16 protein-coding genes and 2 pseudogenes are annotated in these 17,397 nt (G+C 64.1%); 14 read left to right on the forward strand and 4 right to left on the reverse strand.

Annotated features, from left to right (window positions below; translation table 11 throughout):
* Together ACIPUD_RS00005 and ACIPUD_RS00010 are read left to right on the forward strand one after the other, a co-directional pair.
* A pseudogene (locus ACIPUD_RS00005) lies at window positions 1-124 on the forward strand (IS481 family transposase); the annotation flags it as partial.
* A gap of 30 nt (window positions 125-154) precedes the next feature.
* Window positions 155-586 (forward strand): annotated as a pseudogene (locus tag ACIPUD_RS00010) (dienelactone hydrolase family protein); the annotation flags it as partial.
* Between the two features lie 7 nt (window positions 587-593).
* Here ACIPUD_RS00010 and ACIPUD_RS00015 read toward each other — a convergent pair.
* Complete coding sequence (locus ACIPUD_RS00015; RefSeq protein ID WP_085351943.1) at window positions 594-1,448, reverse strand: SDR family oxidoreductase; 855 nt, start codon at window positions 1,446-1,448, stop codon at window positions 594-596.
* Window positions 1,449-1,592: 144 nt separating this feature from the next.
* Here ACIPUD_RS00015 and ACIPUD_RS00020 point away from each other — a divergent pair, with 144 nt between their 5' ends.
* Entirely contained in the window at window positions 1,593-2,309 is a 717-nt protein-coding gene (locus ACIPUD_RS00020) for an HAD family hydrolase (protein ID WP_085351942.1), read from the forward strand.
* Window positions 2,310-2,378: 69 nt separating this feature from the next.
* Here the strand turns inward: ACIPUD_RS00020 and ACIPUD_RS00025 are convergent, their stop codons facing one another.
* Both ACIPUD_RS00025 and ACIPUD_RS00030 read right to left on the reverse strand, forming a co-directional pair.
* Window positions 2,379-2,786, reverse strand: coding sequence for a nuclear transport factor 2 family protein (locus tag ACIPUD_RS00025; RefSeq protein WP_085361531.1), 408 nt, complete (start codon window positions 2,784-2,786; stop codon window positions 2,379-2,381).
* Between the two features lie 99 nt (window positions 2,787-2,885).
* Window positions 2,886-4,355 (reverse strand): mannitol dehydrogenase family protein, encoded by a 1,470-nt coding sequence (locus ACIPUD_RS00030; protein ID WP_085361544.1) that lies wholly within the window; start codon window positions 4,353-4,355, stop codon window positions 2,886-2,888.
* Window positions 4,356-4,499: 144 nt separating this feature from the next.
* Here ACIPUD_RS00030 and ACIPUD_RS00035 point away from each other — a divergent pair, with 144 nt between their 5' ends.
* The 7 genes from ACIPUD_RS00035 (at window position 4,500) to ACIPUD_RS00065 (ending at window position 11,926) form a co-directional block, all read left to right on the forward strand.
* Window positions 4,500-5,309, forward strand: a complete 810-nt coding sequence (locus tag ACIPUD_RS00035; RefSeq protein ID WP_085361530.1) for a FadR/GntR family transcriptional regulator — start codon at window positions 4,500-4,502, stop codon at window positions 5,307-5,309.
* Between the two features lie 104 nt (window positions 5,310-5,413).
* Window positions 5,414-6,373 carry a sialic acid TRAP transporter substrate-binding protein SiaP gene (locus ACIPUD_RS00040; protein WP_162496399.1) on the forward strand — a complete coding sequence of 320 codons (960 nt, stop codon included), beginning with the start codon at window positions 5,414-5,416 and terminating at the stop codon, window positions 6,371-6,373.
* A gap of 136 nt (window positions 6,374-6,509) precedes the next feature.
* Window positions 6,510-7,088, forward strand: a complete 579-nt coding sequence (locus ACIPUD_RS00045) for a TRAP transporter small permease (RefSeq protein WP_018454000.1) — start codon at window positions 6,510-6,512, stop codon at window positions 7,086-7,088.
* Window positions 7,089-7,092: 4 nt separating this feature from the next.
* The gene (locus ACIPUD_RS00050; RefSeq protein WP_085351941.1) at window positions 7,093-8,499 is read left to right on the forward strand and encodes a TRAP transporter large permease; all 1,407 of its coding nucleotides are present in this window, start codon (window positions 7,093-7,095) and stop codon (window positions 8,497-8,499) included.
* Window positions 8,496-9,545 carry an L-idonate 5-dehydrogenase gene (locus tag ACIPUD_RS00055; RefSeq protein WP_085361528.1) on the forward strand — a complete coding sequence of 350 codons (1,050 nt, stop codon included), beginning with the start codon at window positions 8,496-8,498 and terminating at the stop codon, window positions 9,543-9,545. Before ACIPUD_RS00050 ends, ACIPUD_RS00055 begins: the two co-directional genes overlap by 4 nt.
* A gap of 15 nt (window positions 9,546-9,560) precedes the next feature.
* Complete coding sequence (gene uxuA / locus ACIPUD_RS00060) at window positions 9,561-10,751, forward strand: mannonate dehydratase (RefSeq protein WP_085361527.1); 1,191 nt, start codon at window positions 9,561-9,563, stop codon at window positions 10,749-10,751.
* A gap of 263 nt (window positions 10,752-11,014) precedes the next feature.
* On the forward strand, window positions 11,015-11,926 hold the full coding sequence (locus tag ACIPUD_RS00065) for a lipase family protein (protein WP_085361526.1): 912 nt from the start codon (window positions 11,015-11,017) through the stop codon (window positions 11,924-11,926).
* A 57-nt stretch (window positions 11,927-11,983) separates the two neighbouring features.
* Here the strand turns inward: ACIPUD_RS00065 and ACIPUD_RS00070 are convergent, their stop codons facing one another.
* Window positions 11,984-12,922, reverse strand: a complete 939-nt coding sequence (locus ACIPUD_RS00070; protein ID WP_085361525.1) for a LysR family transcriptional regulator — start codon at window positions 12,920-12,922, stop codon at window positions 11,984-11,986.
* A 210-nt stretch (window positions 12,923-13,132) separates the two neighbouring features.
* On the opposite strand from ACIPUD_RS00070, the gene ACIPUD_RS00075 reads away from it, so the two are divergent.
* From ACIPUD_RS00075 to ACIPUD_RS00090, 4 genes are read left to right on the forward strand one after another with little or no spacing between them, the layout of a single operon-like run.
* Window positions 13,133-14,215 (forward strand): ABC transporter ATP-binding protein, encoded by a 1,083-nt coding sequence (locus ACIPUD_RS00075; protein ID WP_018454006.1) that lies wholly within the window; start codon window positions 13,133-13,135, stop codon window positions 14,213-14,215.
* A gap of 36 nt (window positions 14,216-14,251) precedes the next feature.
* Complete coding sequence (locus ACIPUD_RS00080; RefSeq protein ID WP_018454007.1) at window positions 14,252-14,968, forward strand: HAD family hydrolase; 717 nt, start codon at window positions 14,252-14,254, stop codon at window positions 14,966-14,968.
* A gap of 15 nt (window positions 14,969-14,983) precedes the next feature.
* Complete coding sequence (locus tag ACIPUD_RS00085) at window positions 14,984-16,291, forward strand: NAD(P)/FAD-dependent oxidoreductase (RefSeq protein ID WP_446479951.1); 1,308 nt, start codon at window positions 14,984-14,986, stop codon at window positions 16,289-16,291.
* A gap of 28 nt (window positions 16,292-16,319) precedes the next feature.
* On the forward strand, window positions 16,320-17,378 hold the full coding sequence (locus tag ACIPUD_RS00090; RefSeq protein ID WP_085361522.1) for an ABC transporter substrate-binding protein: 1,059 nt from the start codon (window positions 16,320-16,322) through the stop codon (window positions 17,376-17,378).
* Window positions 17,379-17,397 lie beyond the last annotated feature (19 nt).

Below are 17,397 nucleotides of genomic sequence, written 5' to 3' on the forward strand. Positions count from 1 at the left end.
GCTCGACCGCGACGGCCGCTACGGAATCTTCTTTGCCAGTTGGCAGGTCGGATCAATCGACTTGACGCGCAGCCAAACTGTCAGTGATGTGTCCGAACAGGCGTCAGCTATGTCTCCGGTCTAAACACTTGACCGGGCGATCCAGTATTCCGAGACAGTGGCGTGGGCGGGATCGCAAGGCGGCGACACCGGTAAGCTCGGCATCATCGGCTTCTGCCGCGGCGGACGCACCGTCTGGGAATATGCCGCTCACAGGGGCAGCCTCAAGGCCGGCGTCGCCTTCTACGGTCCGCCGGTCGATCCAGCCAATCGGCCGTGGCCGAAGAGCCCGATGCAGCTCGCGCCCGAGATGAAGGCACCGGTGCTCGGCCTCTATGGCGGCGCCGATACCTGCATCCCCGTCGCCCAGGTCGAGCAGCTCAAGACAGCCTTGGAGCAGAACAAGAAGACGGCCGAGTTCAAGATCTATCCGGAAGCGCCGCATGGCTTCCATGCCGACTACCGCGGCAGCTATCGCAAGGACGCAGCAGAAGATGCCTGGAAGCAGGCCCAGGCCTGGTTCAAGAAGTATGGCGTGTTGAGCTGACGCTTGATCATGATCCTCCTTCCCCCGCTTGCCACAACGCATCCAGGGCGTGGCGGTAGGTCGGATAAGCAAGCGTGACGCCGAGCTCGCACTTCATTTTCGCGTTCGAGACGCGGGCGCTGCTCGCATAGAAGCTGCGGGCCATCGCCGACATCTCGGCGGTCTCGAACGGCTCTTCCGGCGGCGGTGCAACATTCATCAGCTTCGCCGCGTAAGCGATCACCTCCTGCGGCGGCGCCGGCTCGTCGTCGCAGACGTTCCACGTGCCGCCGCTCGGGTGATGAATCGCAGCCATGATCGCGCTCGCGATGTCGTCGACGTGGATGCGGTTGAACACCTGTCCCGGCTTGATGATGCGCCGCGCCGTTCGAGCGCGCAGCGTCACCAGCGCGTTACGGCCGGGGCCATAGATACCCGCAAGCCGCAGGATCGCGGCGTCGCCACCGGTCGTGTCGGTCCATGCCTGTTCCGCCGCGACCCGCATGCGCGTCCGGTCGAGGTCCGCCTTCGGCGGCGTGCTCTCGTCGACCCAGCCGCCGGCGTGATCACCATATACGCCGATCGTGGACAAATAGACGATCTTGCGGTCGCCGCCCGCCGCCAGCAGGCCGGAGAAGGCCGCGATTGCGGGATCGCCGGCACTGCCGGGCGGGATCGAAACGAGAAGGACATCCGCGTCCCTCATGCGTTCGATCGTCTCGCGTGCCGGACTGCTGCCGGAGAAAGCATGCACCTCGACGCCGGCGAGAGCGCCCCGCTGCGCGGGATCGCGCACCGTGCCGGCGATATGCGAGAAGCGGCCACCGAACAGGCGGACGAAGTGCCGCGCACTGTAGCCGAGGCCAAGGATAAAGAGCAGCATACATCTTCCTTGCAGGTCGGAGTTCCCGTTCGCGCCGCAGCGCGCCTCCGCTCATAAGAGATTTTTGGGTCCGGCAAAAGATATTGCAATTTGTCTCGCCCGCCTGTGCAGGCGATGGTCGCTCACCGGAGGGACGCATCGATCATGCAGGCAGAAGCGCCAGCCATCATGCTATCTGACGCGGCTGAGCTAGTCCGCCGCGCCGCCGCGCTGATCTTCGACGTCGACGGCACCTTGGCTGAGACCGAAGAGCTGCATCGGCAGGCCTTCAACCATGCCTTCGCCCGCCACGGTCTCGATTGGCAATGGGATCGGGCCGTCTACAAGGACCTGCTGCGGGTCACGGGCGGCAAGGAACGCATTCGCGCCCACCATGAAAGGCTGAGGATCGCCGCGCCATTATCGGATGTGGACATCGCGGAACTCCACCGCATCAAGACCGCGCATTATGCCGAACTGGTCCAAACCGGCTGCTGCCCCTTACGGCCCGGGGTGACGGATCTCCTCGTCGCTGCCAAGGCGCGCCGCCAGCGGCTCGCGATCGCGACGACCACGTCGCACGCCAACATCGACGCGCTGCTGTCGCGCGCCCTGGGAAAGTGCTGGGCCGCGGATTTTGATGCGATTGTCGCCGGAGATGACGTGCGGCATAAAAAGCCTGCGCCGGATGTCTATGTCGAGACCCTGGCGCGGCTGAAGCTCAACGCGTCCGACTGCGTCGCGATCGAGGATTCCGCTAACGGCCTGACCGCAGCTTCGCGGGCGAACATTCCCGTGCTCATCACCAGAAGCATGTTCTTCCGGGACGACGATTTTAGCCAGGCGCGGGTCGTGCTGGATGATCTGTCGGGGCTCGGGTGAGGCGGCAAAACAAAAAAACTGAAAAAACAACCCCATGCACAGTAGAATGTGCCTGCGGGCCGGGCGCCCTCAATGGACGCGGTGGCTCGCTCTATCGTCCTCAGCTTGCTCGACAATCTGCGCGATCGGGCTGGACTGGTGGTGCACCAGGCGCCAGTCGTCGCCGACGCGCCGAAAATGGTTGGCCGCAGCCAATGCCGTGCCGTCGACGATCTCGATGCAGAGCACGCGCGCGCTGTCGCCATCGACGATGGCCTGCGGTTCCGCGCAAAGGATCTGCGGCCGCTCCGGACTCTGCAGGATGTCGCGCCAGCTTCCGATCACCGTGGCCCGGCCGATGATGGCCGGCCAGCCGGGATGAATGCAGGAAATGGCGTCATCGTCCGCCCACATCCGCTCCATTTCGTCGAAATCGCCGGTCGAAAAGGCGGCGTAGAACGCTGCGTTCGCGGCGATCACCTTGCTGTCCTTTGCCATGCCTCTCGGGTGGGGCAATGACAGGCAAAAATCAAGCAAGACTTCCGTCGACTTTCCGTCGATCTGGACCGCAATGCAGCATCGCTGCCCGTTTTGTGGTCACGCCGAGACCAGAATCTCCACCGCACGCCGCGCGCCATCCTTGTAGAGCCGGCCGAGCGCAGCGGTCACGGCTTCGCGCAGGCGCGGCTCGGCGCCCAAGGGCCCGAACACTTTTCCGACGCCGAGCAGCGCGGGTGCCAATCGTTCGGCGACGGGACCTGCCTCGCGCGCCAAGCCGGCGAACTCGGCTGCGAGCGGATCGCGCACGTCGATGGTGCGGCCCTTCTCGTCAAGGCCGCTGACGTAGCGCATCCAGCCGGCCACCGCGAGCGCATGCGTCGCGATCGGCAGGTTCCTGGCGAGACGATCCTGCATCGCGCCGAGCAGGCGCTGCGGCAGCTTTTGCGAGCCGTCCATCGCGATCTGCCAGGTGCGGTGATGCAGCGCCGGATTGGCGAAGCGCCTGAGCAGCGAGGCGCGATAGGCGGCCAGATCTGCGCCTGATGGCATCGTCAATGTCACCGCGGCCTCTTCCATCACCTGTGCGGCGAGGCGCGCGAAATGCGAATCCAGCATGGTGTCGGCGATGGTCTCGTAGCCTGCGAGATAGCCGAGATAGGCCAGCGCCGAATGGCTGGCGTTGAGCAGCCGCAGCTTCATCAGCTCGAACGGCTTGACGTCGTTCACCAGTTCGACGCCCGCGGCGGCAAGATCGGGCCGGCCGGCCGTAAAGCGATCCTCGACCACCCATTGCGTGAAGGGCTCGGTCATGACAGGCCATGCATCGCGCAAACCGAGCGCTGATGAAACCGCATCGCGGTCACCGTCCGTCGTCTCCGGCACGATCCGGTCGACCATGGTCGAGGGGAAGGCCGCCGCATCCGCGATCCACTTGCCGAGATCTTTCGAGCGCAGCGCGGCGAATTGCGTCACGATCCGCTGCACGGTGTGGCCGTTGGCGGCGAGGTTGTCGCAACTCAGCACGGTGAAGGGTGGGGCGCCCAGCGCCCGCCGGCGCGCCAGCGCGGCGACGATGAAGCCGGGAGCCGAGCGCGGCGCGTCGAAATTGTTGAGGTCGTGCACGACATCAGGATGCCGTTCGTCGAGATCGCCGGTCTGGGGCGTGTGGCAATAGCCTTTCTCGGTGACGGTGAGGGAGACGATGCGAATGGCGGGATCGGCCATTCGCTCGACCAATCGTGCCGGGCTTTCGCGCGCGACCATGCTGTCGAGCAGCGCACCGATGATGCGGTGTTCAGTGCCTTTGGCTGCACGGACGGCAACCGTATAGAGATGATCCTGCGGGGCGAGGGCGTCGCGTGTATCAGGGCTGCGCAAGCTCGCGCCGACGATGCCCCATGACGTGGCGCCGGCGCCAAGACAATCGTCGATGACGACGGCCTGGTGGGCACGATGAAACGCGCCAAGGCCGAGATGCACGATGCCGGGCGTGACCCGCGAACGGTCGTAGGCCGGGCGGCGGATGCCGGGTGGCAGCCGGTCGAGATTGGCGCGGCCAAGGCGCATGTGGTCTTTCCCCTTGTTTGGCCGCTGCTTGACATGGCGCCCGTCCTCGGTCAATGCTGCGGTCAATTGGTAAGACCAATTTTCCAAAATTGGCGGGCCGCGGGCAGCGAGAGCTGCCGGCATGACCCTTTCGGGAGGACCAGCGTGCCGCTGGAAGCTGTGGAGGCGAGACGGCTTTATCGCCAAGTCGCCGATCAATTGCGAAGCCTGATCGACAGCGGTGAGTACGCGGTCGGCAGCCGCTTGCCGACCGAGCGCGAACTCGCCGAGCAGCTCAAGATATCCAGGCCGACAGTGCGCGAAGCCCTGATCGCGCTCGAAGTCGAGGGCCGCCTCCGCATCCGCGTCGGTTCCGGCATCTATGTGATCGAGCCGGCGGCGGTTGCGGCGACCGCGCCTGCTTCCGTCATCGAGGGCCCGTTCGAGCTGCTGCGCGCCCGCGAGTTCCTGGAAAGCGCCATCGCCGAGGAAGCCGCGCGCGTGGCGACGAAGGACGACGTTGCCCGCATCGATGCATCCCTTGTCGCGATGGAGAATGTAGAACACCCCGGCGAAGCCTCGATGGTCCACGACCGCGCCTTCCACATCGCGATCGCCGGAAGCCTCGGCAATGCCGTTCTGGTGCGCGTGGTCGGCGAGTTGTTCGACCAGCGCCTCAATCCCTATTTCGCGCAGCTTGCGCATTATTTCGAGAGCCCGGGCACGTGGCGCACTGCACTCGACGAGCATCGCGCGGTGCGCGACGCGATCGCGGCGCATGATCCCGGGGCCGCGCGCGAAGCCATGCGCGATCATCTCGCGAGATCCCAGGAGCGCTTTGCGCAGAACTTCGGCGCCGAGAGCGCGGCAGGACTGTCCTCCGGGCGCGCGGCGCGATCGACGGCAAAACCGACAAAACCGGAACGTGCGCCGAAGAAGAAGCGAGCTGCGAGCAGCAGCGCGCGACCGAGATGAGATCGTGCGGCCCGCACCCGCGTTGGGGGCGGGCGGACATGAAGCAGATTTAAAAGAAGCAGACTTGAAAAATGGAGGAAAAGTCAGTGTTGAAAAAGATGACAATGGTGCTGGCGGTCTCGGCCGCGGCGATGATTGCTACGACTGGCGCCGGCATGGCGCAGGCCAAGCTCAAATGGGCCCATGTCTACGAGACCTCGGAGCCGTTCCACACTGCTTCAGTCTGGGCCGCGCAGGAGATCGGCAAACGCACCAACGGGCGCTATGCGATCGACGTCTATCCGGCGTCGCAGCTCGGCAAGGAGTCCGACATCAACCAGGGCCTCTCGCTCGGCTCGGTCGACATCATCATCTCCGGCTCGAGCTTTGCCGCCAAGAGCTTTCCGCCGATCGGCGTGACCTATTATCCCTACACCTTCCGCGATGCCGATCATCTGCTGGCCTACACCAAGAGCGACATCTTCAAGGAGCTCACCAAGGGTTATGAGGACAAGAGCGGCCACCACATCGTCGCGGTGACCTATTACGGCGTGCGCCAGACCTCGTCGAACAAGCCGATCAAGACCTGTGCCGACCTCAAGGGCCTGAAGATGCGCGTGCCCGATGTGCCCGCCTATCTCGCTATGCCGCGCGCCTGCGGCGCCAACACCGCGCCGATCGCGTTCGCCGAGGTCTATCTGGCGCTCCAGAACGGTACCGTCGAAGCCCAGGAGAATCCGCTCACCACGATCGAGGCCAAGAAGTTCTACGAGGTGCAGAAGCACATCGTGCTGACCGGCCACATCGTCGACCATCTCAACACGGTGGTGGCCGGTGCGCTCTGGAAGAAGCTCAGCGACGAGGACAAGAAGATCTTCACCGACGTCGCGCAGGAGGCCGCCGCCAAGGCGACCGCGGAGATCAAGCAGAACGAGGCCAAGCTGGTCGCCTTCTTCAAGGAGAAGGGCCTGACCGTCACCGAGGTCGACAAGAGCGAGTTCCGCGACACCGTGCTGAAGAACGTCGCGTTCGAGACTTTCGGCTACCGCAAGGCCGACTGGGAACGCATTCAGGCGGTGAAGTAACGACGTAGTCGCCATCCCGGGGCGGTCCGCAGGACCGAACTACGGTGTGCAATTGCGCACCTGAAAATCTCGAGGTTCCGGGTCTGGTGCTGACGCACCATCCCGGAACGACGTGATCAGTTTGAGGAGCACACCCATGTCCACGGCCGAAACGCACCGGCAGATCACCGCGGACGAGATCGCCCACACCTTCGAGGAAGAGGCGACGCCCAAGGTCGATCTCGGCATCTACGCTTTCGAGGACTGGGTCGCGCTGGCGATCTTCTGGGTGATGGCGCTCGCCGTCTTCCTCCAGTTCTTCACCCGTTACGTCCTCAACGACAGCTACGCCTGGACCGAGGAGATCGCGACCTACTGCCTGATCGGCGTGGTCTTCATCGGCTCCTCGATGTGCGTGCGGCTGTCGCGGCACATCCAAGTCGACCTGCTCTATCGCTATCTTCCGCACCTTGTGGCGCGCGCATTGTCGACAGTGATCGATCTGATTCGGATCGTCTTCTTCGGTTACGCCATCAAGCTGGTCTGGGTCTACATCCAGATCATCGGCGACGAATCCATGACCACCATCAATCTTCCCAAGGACTACGTCTATTACGCCGTGCTGGCGGGCTTCGTGCTGATGTTCGTCCGCTCGGTGCAAGTGGCCATACAACATTTGCGGCAGGGCTACTCGATCCTCGAACGTCCCGGCGCCTACGACGGCTTTGAAGGGTAATTCCATGTTGCTGTTGCTTGGAGGCTTCCTCATCCTCATGCTGCTCGGCGTTCCCGTGGCCATCGCCATGGCGGCGTCGTCGCTGCTCTACATCCTGGTCAGCGGCGTGACGCCCGACGTCACGCTGGCGCAGCGCATGATCGCCGGTGTCGAGAGCTTTCCGTTGCTCGCCGTGCCGTTCTTCATCCTGGCCGGCAATCTCATGAACATCGCGGGCGTCACCGGGCGCATCTATAAATTCGCCGTCGCGCTGGTCGGCTGGATGCGCGGCGGCCTCGGCCACGTCAATATCATTGGCTCGGTGATCTTCTCCGGCATGTCTGGCACCGCGATCGCGGATGCCGCCGGTCTCGGTACCATCGAGATCAAGGCGATGAAGGACCACGGCTACTCCACGGAATTCTCCGTGGGCGTCACCGCGGCCTCCGCCACGCTCGGGCCGATCATCCCGCCGTCGCTGCCTTTCGTGATCTACGGCATGATGGCTAACGTCTCGATCGGCGCGCTGTTTCTGGGGGGCGTCATTCCAGGCGTCGTGCTGACGCTCCTGATGATGGCCACCGTCACCTACTTCGCGCACAAGAACAAATGGGGCAGCGATACGCCGTTCTCCTGGCCGCAATTGGGATCGGCGGGGCTCGAGATCCTCGTCGTATTGAGCTTCCCGATGGCTGTCTGGCTTCTGACGGTCGCCGGTCTCTCCACCAATTGGGCAGTTGGTCTCGGCCTGTTCGCGCTGCTCGCGATCGACTGGTACTTCGACTTCTCCGCGGTGATGGCGCTGATGGCGCCGGTGATCCTGATCGGCGGCATGACGCTCGGCTGGTTCACCCCAACGGAAGCCGCGGTCGCCGCCGTGATCTGGTCGCTGTTCCTCGGCCTGGTACGCTACCGCACCATGACGATGAAAACGGTCGCGAAAGCGACTTTCGACACCATCGAGACCACGGCTTCGGTGCTGTTCATCGTCACGGCAGCCTCGATCTTCGCCTGGCTGCTGACGGTGTCGCAGGCAGCCCAGATGCTGTCGGACTGGATGCTCAGCATCACCCACAACAAATGGGTGTTCCTGGCGCTCGCCAACGTCCTGATCCTGTTCGTCGGCTGCTTCATCGACACCACGGCGGCGATCACCATTCTGGTGCCGATCCTGTTGCCGATCGTGCTCAAGCTCGGCATCGACCCGATCCATTTCGGTCTGATCATGACGCTGAACCTGATGATCGGTCTGCTGCATCCGCCGCTCGGCATGGTGTTGTTCGTGCTCGCGCGCGTCGCAAAGCTCTCGGTCGAGCGCACGACGGTGGCGATCCTGCCGTGGCTGGTGCCGCTGATGGTTGCGCTGATCGCGATCACCTACATCCCCGAATTGACCCTGTGGCTACCGAAATACATGGGACTTTCCAAATGACCTCAACTGCTCTCGCCGCAACCCTGTTTGGCCCCGAAGATCTGCGCATGGTCGAGCATCCGCTCGACAAGCTCGCTGAAGGCATGGTGCGCCTCCGTTTCGGCGCCGGCGGCATCTGCGGCTCGGACATGCATTATTTCCGCCATGCCCGGACCGGCGATTTCGTCGTGAAATCGCCGCTGGTGCTCGGCCATGAAATCTCCGGCGAGGTCGTGGAGATCGCGGGCTCCGCGGCAAATCTGAAGGTCGGCGACCGCGTTGCCGTCAACCCGTCGCGCTGGTGCGGCCATTGCGGCGCCTGCCGCCAAGGCCGGCAGAACCTCTGCGAAAATATCTACTTCATGGGCTCGGCCTCGAAGACACCGCACATGCAGGGCGGCTTTGCCAACTATTTCGACGCGATCCCGGCACAGTGCGTGAAGATTCCCGATCATGTGTCCTATCAGGCCGCGGCGCTCGCCGAACCGCTCGCGGTCTGCCTGCACGCCGTCGCGCGTGCCGGCAACATCGATGGCAAGCGCGGCATCATCTTCGGCGCCGGTCCGATCGGGCTTCTGACCATGCTCGCCGCGCGCCGCGCCGGCATGACCGACATCACGGTGGCCGACATCGCGCCGGCGCCGCTGGCCTTTGCGACCCGGCTCGGCGCCTCTCACGTCGAGAATGTCGCAGCCGGCGAGGAAGGCCTGAAGGCGCAGGCCACCTCGCGCCCCTACGATGTCGCTTTCGAAGTCTCGGGCACGGCTGCAGGCCTTGCCAGTGCGATCGGTATCGTCAGGCGCGGCGGCGTTGTGGTGCAGATCGGCAATTTGCCGGGTGGCCAGATTCCGGTGCCGGCCAATGCGGTGATGGCCAAGGAGATCGACCTGCGCGGCTCGTTCCGCTTCGGGCTTGAGTTCATGACGGCGGTGGAGCTGATCGCGGACGGCAGCGTCGACGTGCTGTCGCTGGTCACCGCCGAGCGGCCGCTGTCCACCGCGCCGGACGCGCTGCGGCTGGCGCTCGACCGCTCGCAGAGCGTCAAGGTCGTGCTGACCGCGAACTGATCGGGGAGAATTCTTATGATGCTCGAGGGATGGCGCTGGTACGGGCCGGACGATCCGGTCTCGCTCGACGATGTCAGGCAGGCCGGGGCGAGCGACATCGTCTCGGCGCTGCATCAGGTGCCGATCGGCGAAGCCTGGACACGCAAGGCGGTCGAGGAGCGCAAGAACTTCATCGAGAGCGGCCAACCCGGGCGCTCGCAGCTGACCTGGTCGGTGGTGGAATCGATTCCGATCCCCGACGACGTCAAGCGTCTCGGGGCTAAAGCGACGCGCTCGATCGAGACATGGATCGCCAGCCTGGAGGCGGTTGCCGCGGCCGGCATCAAGATCATCTGCTACAACTTCATGCCCGTCGTGGATTGGTGCCGCACCGATCTCGAATGGGAGCTGCCGAACGGCGCCCGCGCCATGCGCTTCGACCAAGACCGTTTCGCGGCCTTCGAGCTGCACATCCTGAAGCGTCCCGCCGCCGTCCAGGAATACTCGCCCGAGCAGCAGGCCCGCGCGAAAAAACTGTTCGAGCAGATGAGCCAGGCCGATATCGACTATCTCGTCATGGTCATCGCCAGCGCGCTGCCGGGCTCGACCACCGAGCCGATGACCATCCCGCAATTCCGCGATCGGCTCGAAACATATCGCGACGTCACGCCAAAAATCCTGCGGCAGCACCTCGCCGAGTTTTTGGGCCGCGTCACCCCCGTCGCCGAGCAGCTCGGGGTCTCATTGACGCTGCATCCGGACGACCCGCCGCGCCCGCTGTTCGGCCTGCCGCGCATCGCGTCCAGCGCCGACGACTATCAGGCGTTGTTCGATGCGGTGCCGTCAAAGGCCAATGGTATCTGCCTGTGCACGGGGTCGCTTGGCGTGCGCGCCGAGAACAATCTTCCCGCGATGGCCGAACGCTTCGGCCCGCGCATCGCCTTTGCGCATCTGCGCGCGACCAGGCGCGAGGCGGATGGCCTGTCCTTCTACGAGTCCGATCATCTCGACGGTGACGTCGACATGGTCGCGGTGCTGAAGGCGCTGCTGAAGGAGAACGCGCGGCGTTCGCCCGGCCAGAAAATTGTGTTCCGGCCCGATCACGGCCATCGCATGCTCGACGATCTCGCGGCCACCAAGCGCACCAATCCGGGCTACACCGCGATTGGCCGCCTCCGCGGCCTGGCCGAGCTCCGCGGCGCGATCCGCGCGATCGAGCATCGATAGAGGCCAAAACGTTATCCATACCGTCATTGCGAGCGCAGCGAACCAAACCAGAATTCCTCCGCGGAAGGACTCTGGATTGCTTCGCTACGCTCGCAATGACGCGGAGGGAGAGGTGCCTCGTCTCAACCTTGTCCCCTTAGGCGCAAAGGCAGAATACGTCCCTGGCACGCGCACAGATTGTCAAAATTCCAGCCATATGCGAAGGTAGCGTCATTCCGTTTTCGATCGACGCATTGCAGCAATAAGCCATTTAGGAGCTTGATGTGAGCATTCTGGTCGAACTTCCTCCCGATCAATATGACCGACGGGCATTTGCAAAATTCAACGAGACATCAACCGGCTTTGATCTCGACATCGCTCGCGCGATGATGTGGATGTCGCAACTCGCCTACGAGACCCATGTGCCGGACACGATCAACAGGGTCTCTCCTTTTTGGGATCTGTCCGGCGTCAAGTTGCTGAGCCAGCCGGCGCATTCGACGCTGCCGCTGACCGACACGCGCGGGATCATCGCGAGCAAGGGTGACGCAACCATTGTCGCCTTCGCCGGCACCGACCCGCTTCATCTCCTGAACTGGGTCAGCGATTTCACGCTTGGCCGACCGAAGGCGCCCGTGCACCAGGGGTTCGTCGATGCGGCGGCGGCCGTGTGGGACGACGTGAAGAGCGCACTGGCGGCAGCGCTGGCGCGCAAATCACCGATCTTCATCACTGGGCACAGCCTCGGCGCCGCGATCGCGGTGGCAACGGCGGACTTCGCGCGGGAGCAGCTCCAGCTCGCGGATGCGCAGATCTATCTTTACGGTTGTCCGCGCGTGGGCCGCGACGATTTCGTCGCCCTCTACAACGGTACGTTCGGCAGGACGACCTATCGTCTCGTGCACGGCACCGACATCGTCCCGACCGTGCCTCCGCCCGGGCTTGGCTTTCATCACGTCGGCCGTTATCTCGCCTGTGCACGCGGCGCCAAATTCAGCGCCAGCCAGCTCACGACGAATGTTGGTTCGGATGAGCCAATGGCGAATGCTGGAATTGGTGAGCAGGTCCGCAATCTCCTCAGCGGCGTATCCGAGAACACGCGGACGGATGTCGTCGGCAGGCTCACGGTGCTGCTGCCGGCAGGGATCGGCGATCACCTGCCCGATCGTTACTGTGCCGCGCTGACACCCGCCTAGACTCCGGTTTTGATGCGTTTTCTTCACGTGAACCGGTCCACTTCGCCCGAAAACGCTCTAGTAGCAAGCCGCCATCGCGCCGAGCTTCGGATAGAGCCGGTCGATCGCGGCGATCTCGCTTTTCATCTGCGCGGTGATCCAGTCGCGGATCTCGGCGGCGATGGGACGCATCGGCCGGTTGCGCGGTGGCAGGAATTCGCAGATGCGGCGTGTGGTGGTGAGCGTGTCGGAGGCCGGCACCAGCGCGCCGGTCAACAGCCAGTGCGAGGCGACCGTCAGCCAACCGAGCGCGATGCCCTGGCCGAGCAGGGCGGCCTGCATCACGACGGCATAGTCCGTGAAGCTCAGCGCCTTGGCCACACCGCGGCGCCCGGTGAGAAGCGATGCGTAATCCGCGGCCCAGTCGCCAGGCGTCTCGGCGAGCCGAATGATGGTGTTGCCTTCGGCGGGATCGGTTTCGCCGAGATAGGCAGGGCTGCACATCGGCAGCATGACCTCCTTCATCACCAGCGTGCCGCCGGATGACGGCTCCTCGCGATCGCGGAAGCGCATGCCGAGGTCGACATTCTCCACCGGTCCGCGCAGCGCGCCGGAGATCAGCTGAAAGCGCAAATCGACCTGAGGAAATTGCTTCTGCAGCTTGTCGATGCGCGGCATCAGCCAATGCGTGGTGAAGGCGGAGGAGACCGACAGTGTCACCGTCTCGGTGCCCTTCCGGCGCCGCTCGATCTCGACCAGCCCGCTTTCGATGCTGCGAAAGCCTTCGAGCACGCGGCGATACAAGAGTTCGCCTTCCTCAGTGAGCACCGCGCGTCCCGCCTTGCGGTCGAATAGGCGAACGCCGAGATGGTCCTCGAACTGACCCAGCATCCGGCTCACCGCAGGCTGGGTGACGTTCAGTTCGGCGGCCGCCGCCGTGAAGCTGCCGTTGCGCGCCGCTGCGTCGAAGACGAACAGGGCGTTACTTGAGGGCAGCATCCGGCGCAGCTCTGGCATAACACCATGTTATGACCCAGGTGAGAATTTGGCAATTGCCGAGTTTTGCCAAGTCTGGTGTCATTGGCGTCATAGCCAAAAGACAGGGCCCGCGAGCGAAGATGTTGGTGCGGTGCACGCTTCGTCCAGGAGTGCTCAAATTCCTGTCTATAAAGCAGGCTTATGGCGCGCAGTGAAGCACGCCGGCTCAGGACATGGCGAGGTCGATCGTTGGACAAACGAGCGGAAAGCGTCGAGATCAGATCCGCGAGCAAGGCCTATGGCGCCGTTCGTGCCCTCGACGACGTGTCCCTCAATGTCGCCGCCGGCGAGTTCGTCTCGCTGCTCGGCCCCTCCGGGTCCGGCAAGACCACATTGCTCGGCATCCTCGGCGGCTTCATCCTGCCATCGAGCGGAACGATCTTGTTCGGCGGCCGCGACGTCACCTGGATGCCGCCGCACAAGCGCGACATCGGCGTCGTGTTCCAGAACTACGCGCTGTTCCCGCATATGAGCGTCGGCGAGAATGTTGCCTTTCCCTTGCGCGCGCGACGGCTGCCGAAGGCGGCCTGGCCGGATAAGGTGCGCGCGGCGCTTTCGATGGTCGGTCTTGCCGGCTACGAAGAGCGCGGTATCGCGCAACTCTCCGGCGGCCAGCGCCAGCGCGTGGCGCTCGCACGCGCCATGATCTTCGAGCCGCGGCTGATCCTGATGGACGAACCGCTGTCCGCGCTCGACAAGCAACTGCGCGAATCCATGCAGATCGAGCTGCGCGCGCTGCACAAGCGCATCGGCGCCACCATCATCTACGTCACCCACGATCAGCGCGAAGCGCTGACCATGAGCGACCGCGTCGCCGTGATGAAGGACGGCAGGCTGATCCAGATCGACGCGCCCGAGCGCCTGCACGATCATCCCGCGGATTCCTTCGTCGCGAGTTTCATTGGCGAGGCCACGATGCTTCCCGTGCGACGCGTCGATGCCTCCGGCGTTGCGCTCGGCAATGTGCTTCTGCGCAGCGCCCGCGCCATTCCCGACGGGGACGCGCTGATGCTCGCCGTGCACAGCGAAAAACTGCTGATCGACGATGGTGCGCCGGACACCGCCTGCAATCGGCTCACCGGCACGGTCACCGACATCGTCTATCAGGGCGAGAGCCTGCGCATCTTCCTGGCGCTCGCCGATGGCATCGTGCTCAGCCTGCGCCAGGCGAGCTATCACCAGGCCTACAGCCGCATCCCGCCGCTGGGCGGCAGCCTTACCGTGACCCTTCACCCCGAGGACACCATCGTCGTGCCCAGGGTGAGGGACTGAACCCAAGCCTTGTCCAACCGAGAGAAGAAGCCAAAAATGTCGTCAGCAGCCTCGTTCAGCAATTTCAAGGTTCTCACCTTCGACGTCGTCGGCACCTTGATCGATTTCGAGACCGGCGTGCTCTCCGCGGTGCGCCGGATCTCGGGCAAGTCGCCGGCCGAGCTCAGCGACGACAAGATCTTCGAATCCTACAAGCGCGGTCGCGACAAGCACCACGAGCGTTCGAGCGAGGTGATGTTCCATGTCTATCGCTATCTTGCCAAGGAACTCGGGCTGCAGGCCGATGACGCCTCCTGCGACGTGTTCCAGCTCGCAGTGCTGCGCTGGGGACCGTTCCCAGACTCGGTCGAGGCTCTGAAGCGCCTGAGAACCAAATTCCGCCTGGTCGCGATGACCAATGCCGACCGCGTCGCGCTGTCCTGTTACGCGCACGCGCTCGGCAATCCCTTCGACGATACCGTTTGCGCCGACGAGACTGGCGTTGCGAAACCCGATCCGGAGTTTTTCGCCTACAACAAGGGCCGCCAGTCCGCTTTCGGCTACAAGCAGTCCGATATCCTTCACGTCGCGCAGAGCCAGTATCACGACATCGGGATTGCGCGGAAACTCGGCTACAAGGTGTGCTGGATCGAGCGCCGCCAGGGCATGGCCGGTTTCGGAGGCACACCGGCCGTGGAGACGCTGACCAAGCCGGACTTCCATTTTCCGACGTTGAAGGCGCTTGCCGATGCGGCCATCGGGCCGGCGGCGTAAGGCATGAGCGGTGGCATGACACGGGACTGGAACGCGCTGCCGTCGGCCAACTCGCTGTGGGCCGCCACGGCCGAGCCGGCGCGCGAGTTTCCGGTCGTGTCAGGCGAGCACCAGGCGGATGTGGTGATCATCGGTGCGGGCTACACGGGCCTGTCTGCTGCGCACCACATCGCCAAAAGCGGTTTGTCGCCGATCGTACTTGAGGCCAACCGCCCGGGCTGGGGCGCGAGTGGACGCAATGGCGGCGTGATCACCGCAAAGTTCCGCCTCTCGTTCCGCGAGATCGACGCCGTGCACGGCCGCGCCATGGCGCAGCGCATGTACGGGATCGCGCATGAATCCACTGATATCGTCGAGGAGCTGGTCTCCGAATTTGGCATCACCAGTGCCGCGTTGACGCGCACCGGCCAGGTCAAGGCCGCTCACAACGAGACGACCCTGAAGGCCGCGATCGACGAGGCCAACTGGATGAAGCGCGAGATGGGGGATGCGGAGGTCCGCATCCTCGACAAGGGGCAAGTGCGCGACGAGACTGGCTCCGACATCTTCGTCGGCGGCGTGCTCAATCCCGGCTCCGGCGGCATCCATCCGCTGAATTATCTGCGCGGCCTTGCCGATGGCGTGGCGCGCCGCGGCATCCCGATTTTCCAGGAGTCGCCGGTCGTAAGGCTCCGCCGCGACAACAGCGGCATCGTCGCTGAAACGCCGCAAGGCGCAGTGCGGGCAAAGCAGGCGATCATCGCCACCAACAGCTATTCCGACCTCATCGGCGCGACGACGAACATGCAGCGCACGCTGATCCCGTTCCGAAGCGCCATCATCGCGACCGACAGGCTGCCGCGCAACCTCGCGGGAAGCCTGATGCCGACCGGGCGCACCTACACCGAGACCAAGCGCATGATGCGCTGGTTCCGCATGGTCGACAATCGTGTGATTTTTGGCGGCCGCGGCGCGTTCGGCAAGCAGGATTCGGAAACCGCTTTCGACGCGTTGCGCAAGGCGATGGTCGGAATCTTTCCCGACCTTGCCGACGTCCCGCTCGCCTACAAATGGTCGGGCCTGGTCGGGATGACGTTGGACTCCGTGCCGCATATCGGCCGGCTCGACGACCGCACGCTGTTCTCGATGGGCTACAACGGCGCGGGCGTGGCGATGTCGAGCCTGATGGGCCGCTATCTCGCCGCTTTCGTGCGCGGCGAGACGCCAGAGGTCGGGCTGCTCGACGCGAGGCGATTGAAAGCCATCCCGTTCTATCCGTTGCGCGAGCCCGCCGTGCGCATGGTCGCCGGCTGGTACCAGTTTCTCGATGCGATCGGACAGTGACATTTAATTAGTGACAGAGGAGGCGAGGATGACGACGAAACGAGATTTTCGATTTGGCTACGCTTTGTTGGGCGGATCGCTCGGAATGTTCGCAACAACCGGCATCGCCGCCGCTGCCGAACAGATCACCTTCGTCTCGCAAGGCGGCGCCTACCAGCAGGCGCAGACGGTGGCGATTCTCGATCCCACCGCCAAGAAGCTCGGCATCACCGTCAACCAGGACTCCATTCCCGATGCCTGGCCCGCAATCAAAACGCAAGTCGGCAGCGGCAAGCCGATCTGGGATGTCGTCGATACTCCGACCGGCAACTGCCTGCGTGGCGGCGAGCAGGGGCTGATCGAGAAGCTCGACTTCTCGAAGATCCCGAATGGCGCGGCGATGCCGGAGTCCTATCGCAGCCCCTATTCGGTTTCCTACGAGTTCTATTCCAGCGTACTGGCTTACAGCCAGAAGACGTTTCCGAAGGACGCGCCGAACAGCTGGGCCGATTTCTGGGACGTCAAGAAATTTCCCGGGCGCCGCGCACTGCGTAACCACCCGTTCGCGACGCTCGAGGCGGCCCTGATGGCCGACGGCGTCGCGCCCGACAAGCTCTATCCGCTCGACGTCGAGCGCGCCTTCAAGAAGCTGGAAGAGATCAAGCCGCACATCACGGTGTGGTGGACCTCCGGTGCGCAGTCGGCACAGCTTCTCAATGACGGCGAGGTCGACATGGAGATGGCCTGGAACGGCCGCGTCAGCGCAGTCGCGAAGGAAGGCGCCAAGGTCGCCTTCACCTACAACCAGGGCGTTTTGCAGAGCACCTCGCTCTGCATTCTCAAGGGCGCGCCGAATCTCGAGACGGCAGTCAAATTCCTCAACGAGGCCGTCGATCCCGTGCACCAGGCCAATCTGCCGCTCAATATCGATTACGGCCCGGGCAATCCCAAGGCGTTCGATACCGGCGTGATCAAGCCGGAGCGCGCCGCGCAATTGCCAAGCGAGCCGGCCAATGCGGCCAAGCAGGCCCTGATGTCCTACGCCTGGTGGTCCTCGCCGGCGGGCGAAGCCACCGAGAAGCGTTGGGCGTCGTTCATGCAGAAGTAGGCGAAGCGAGGCCGCGTCG

Source organism: Bradyrhizobium sp. CAR08 (genome assembly GCF_052871955.1).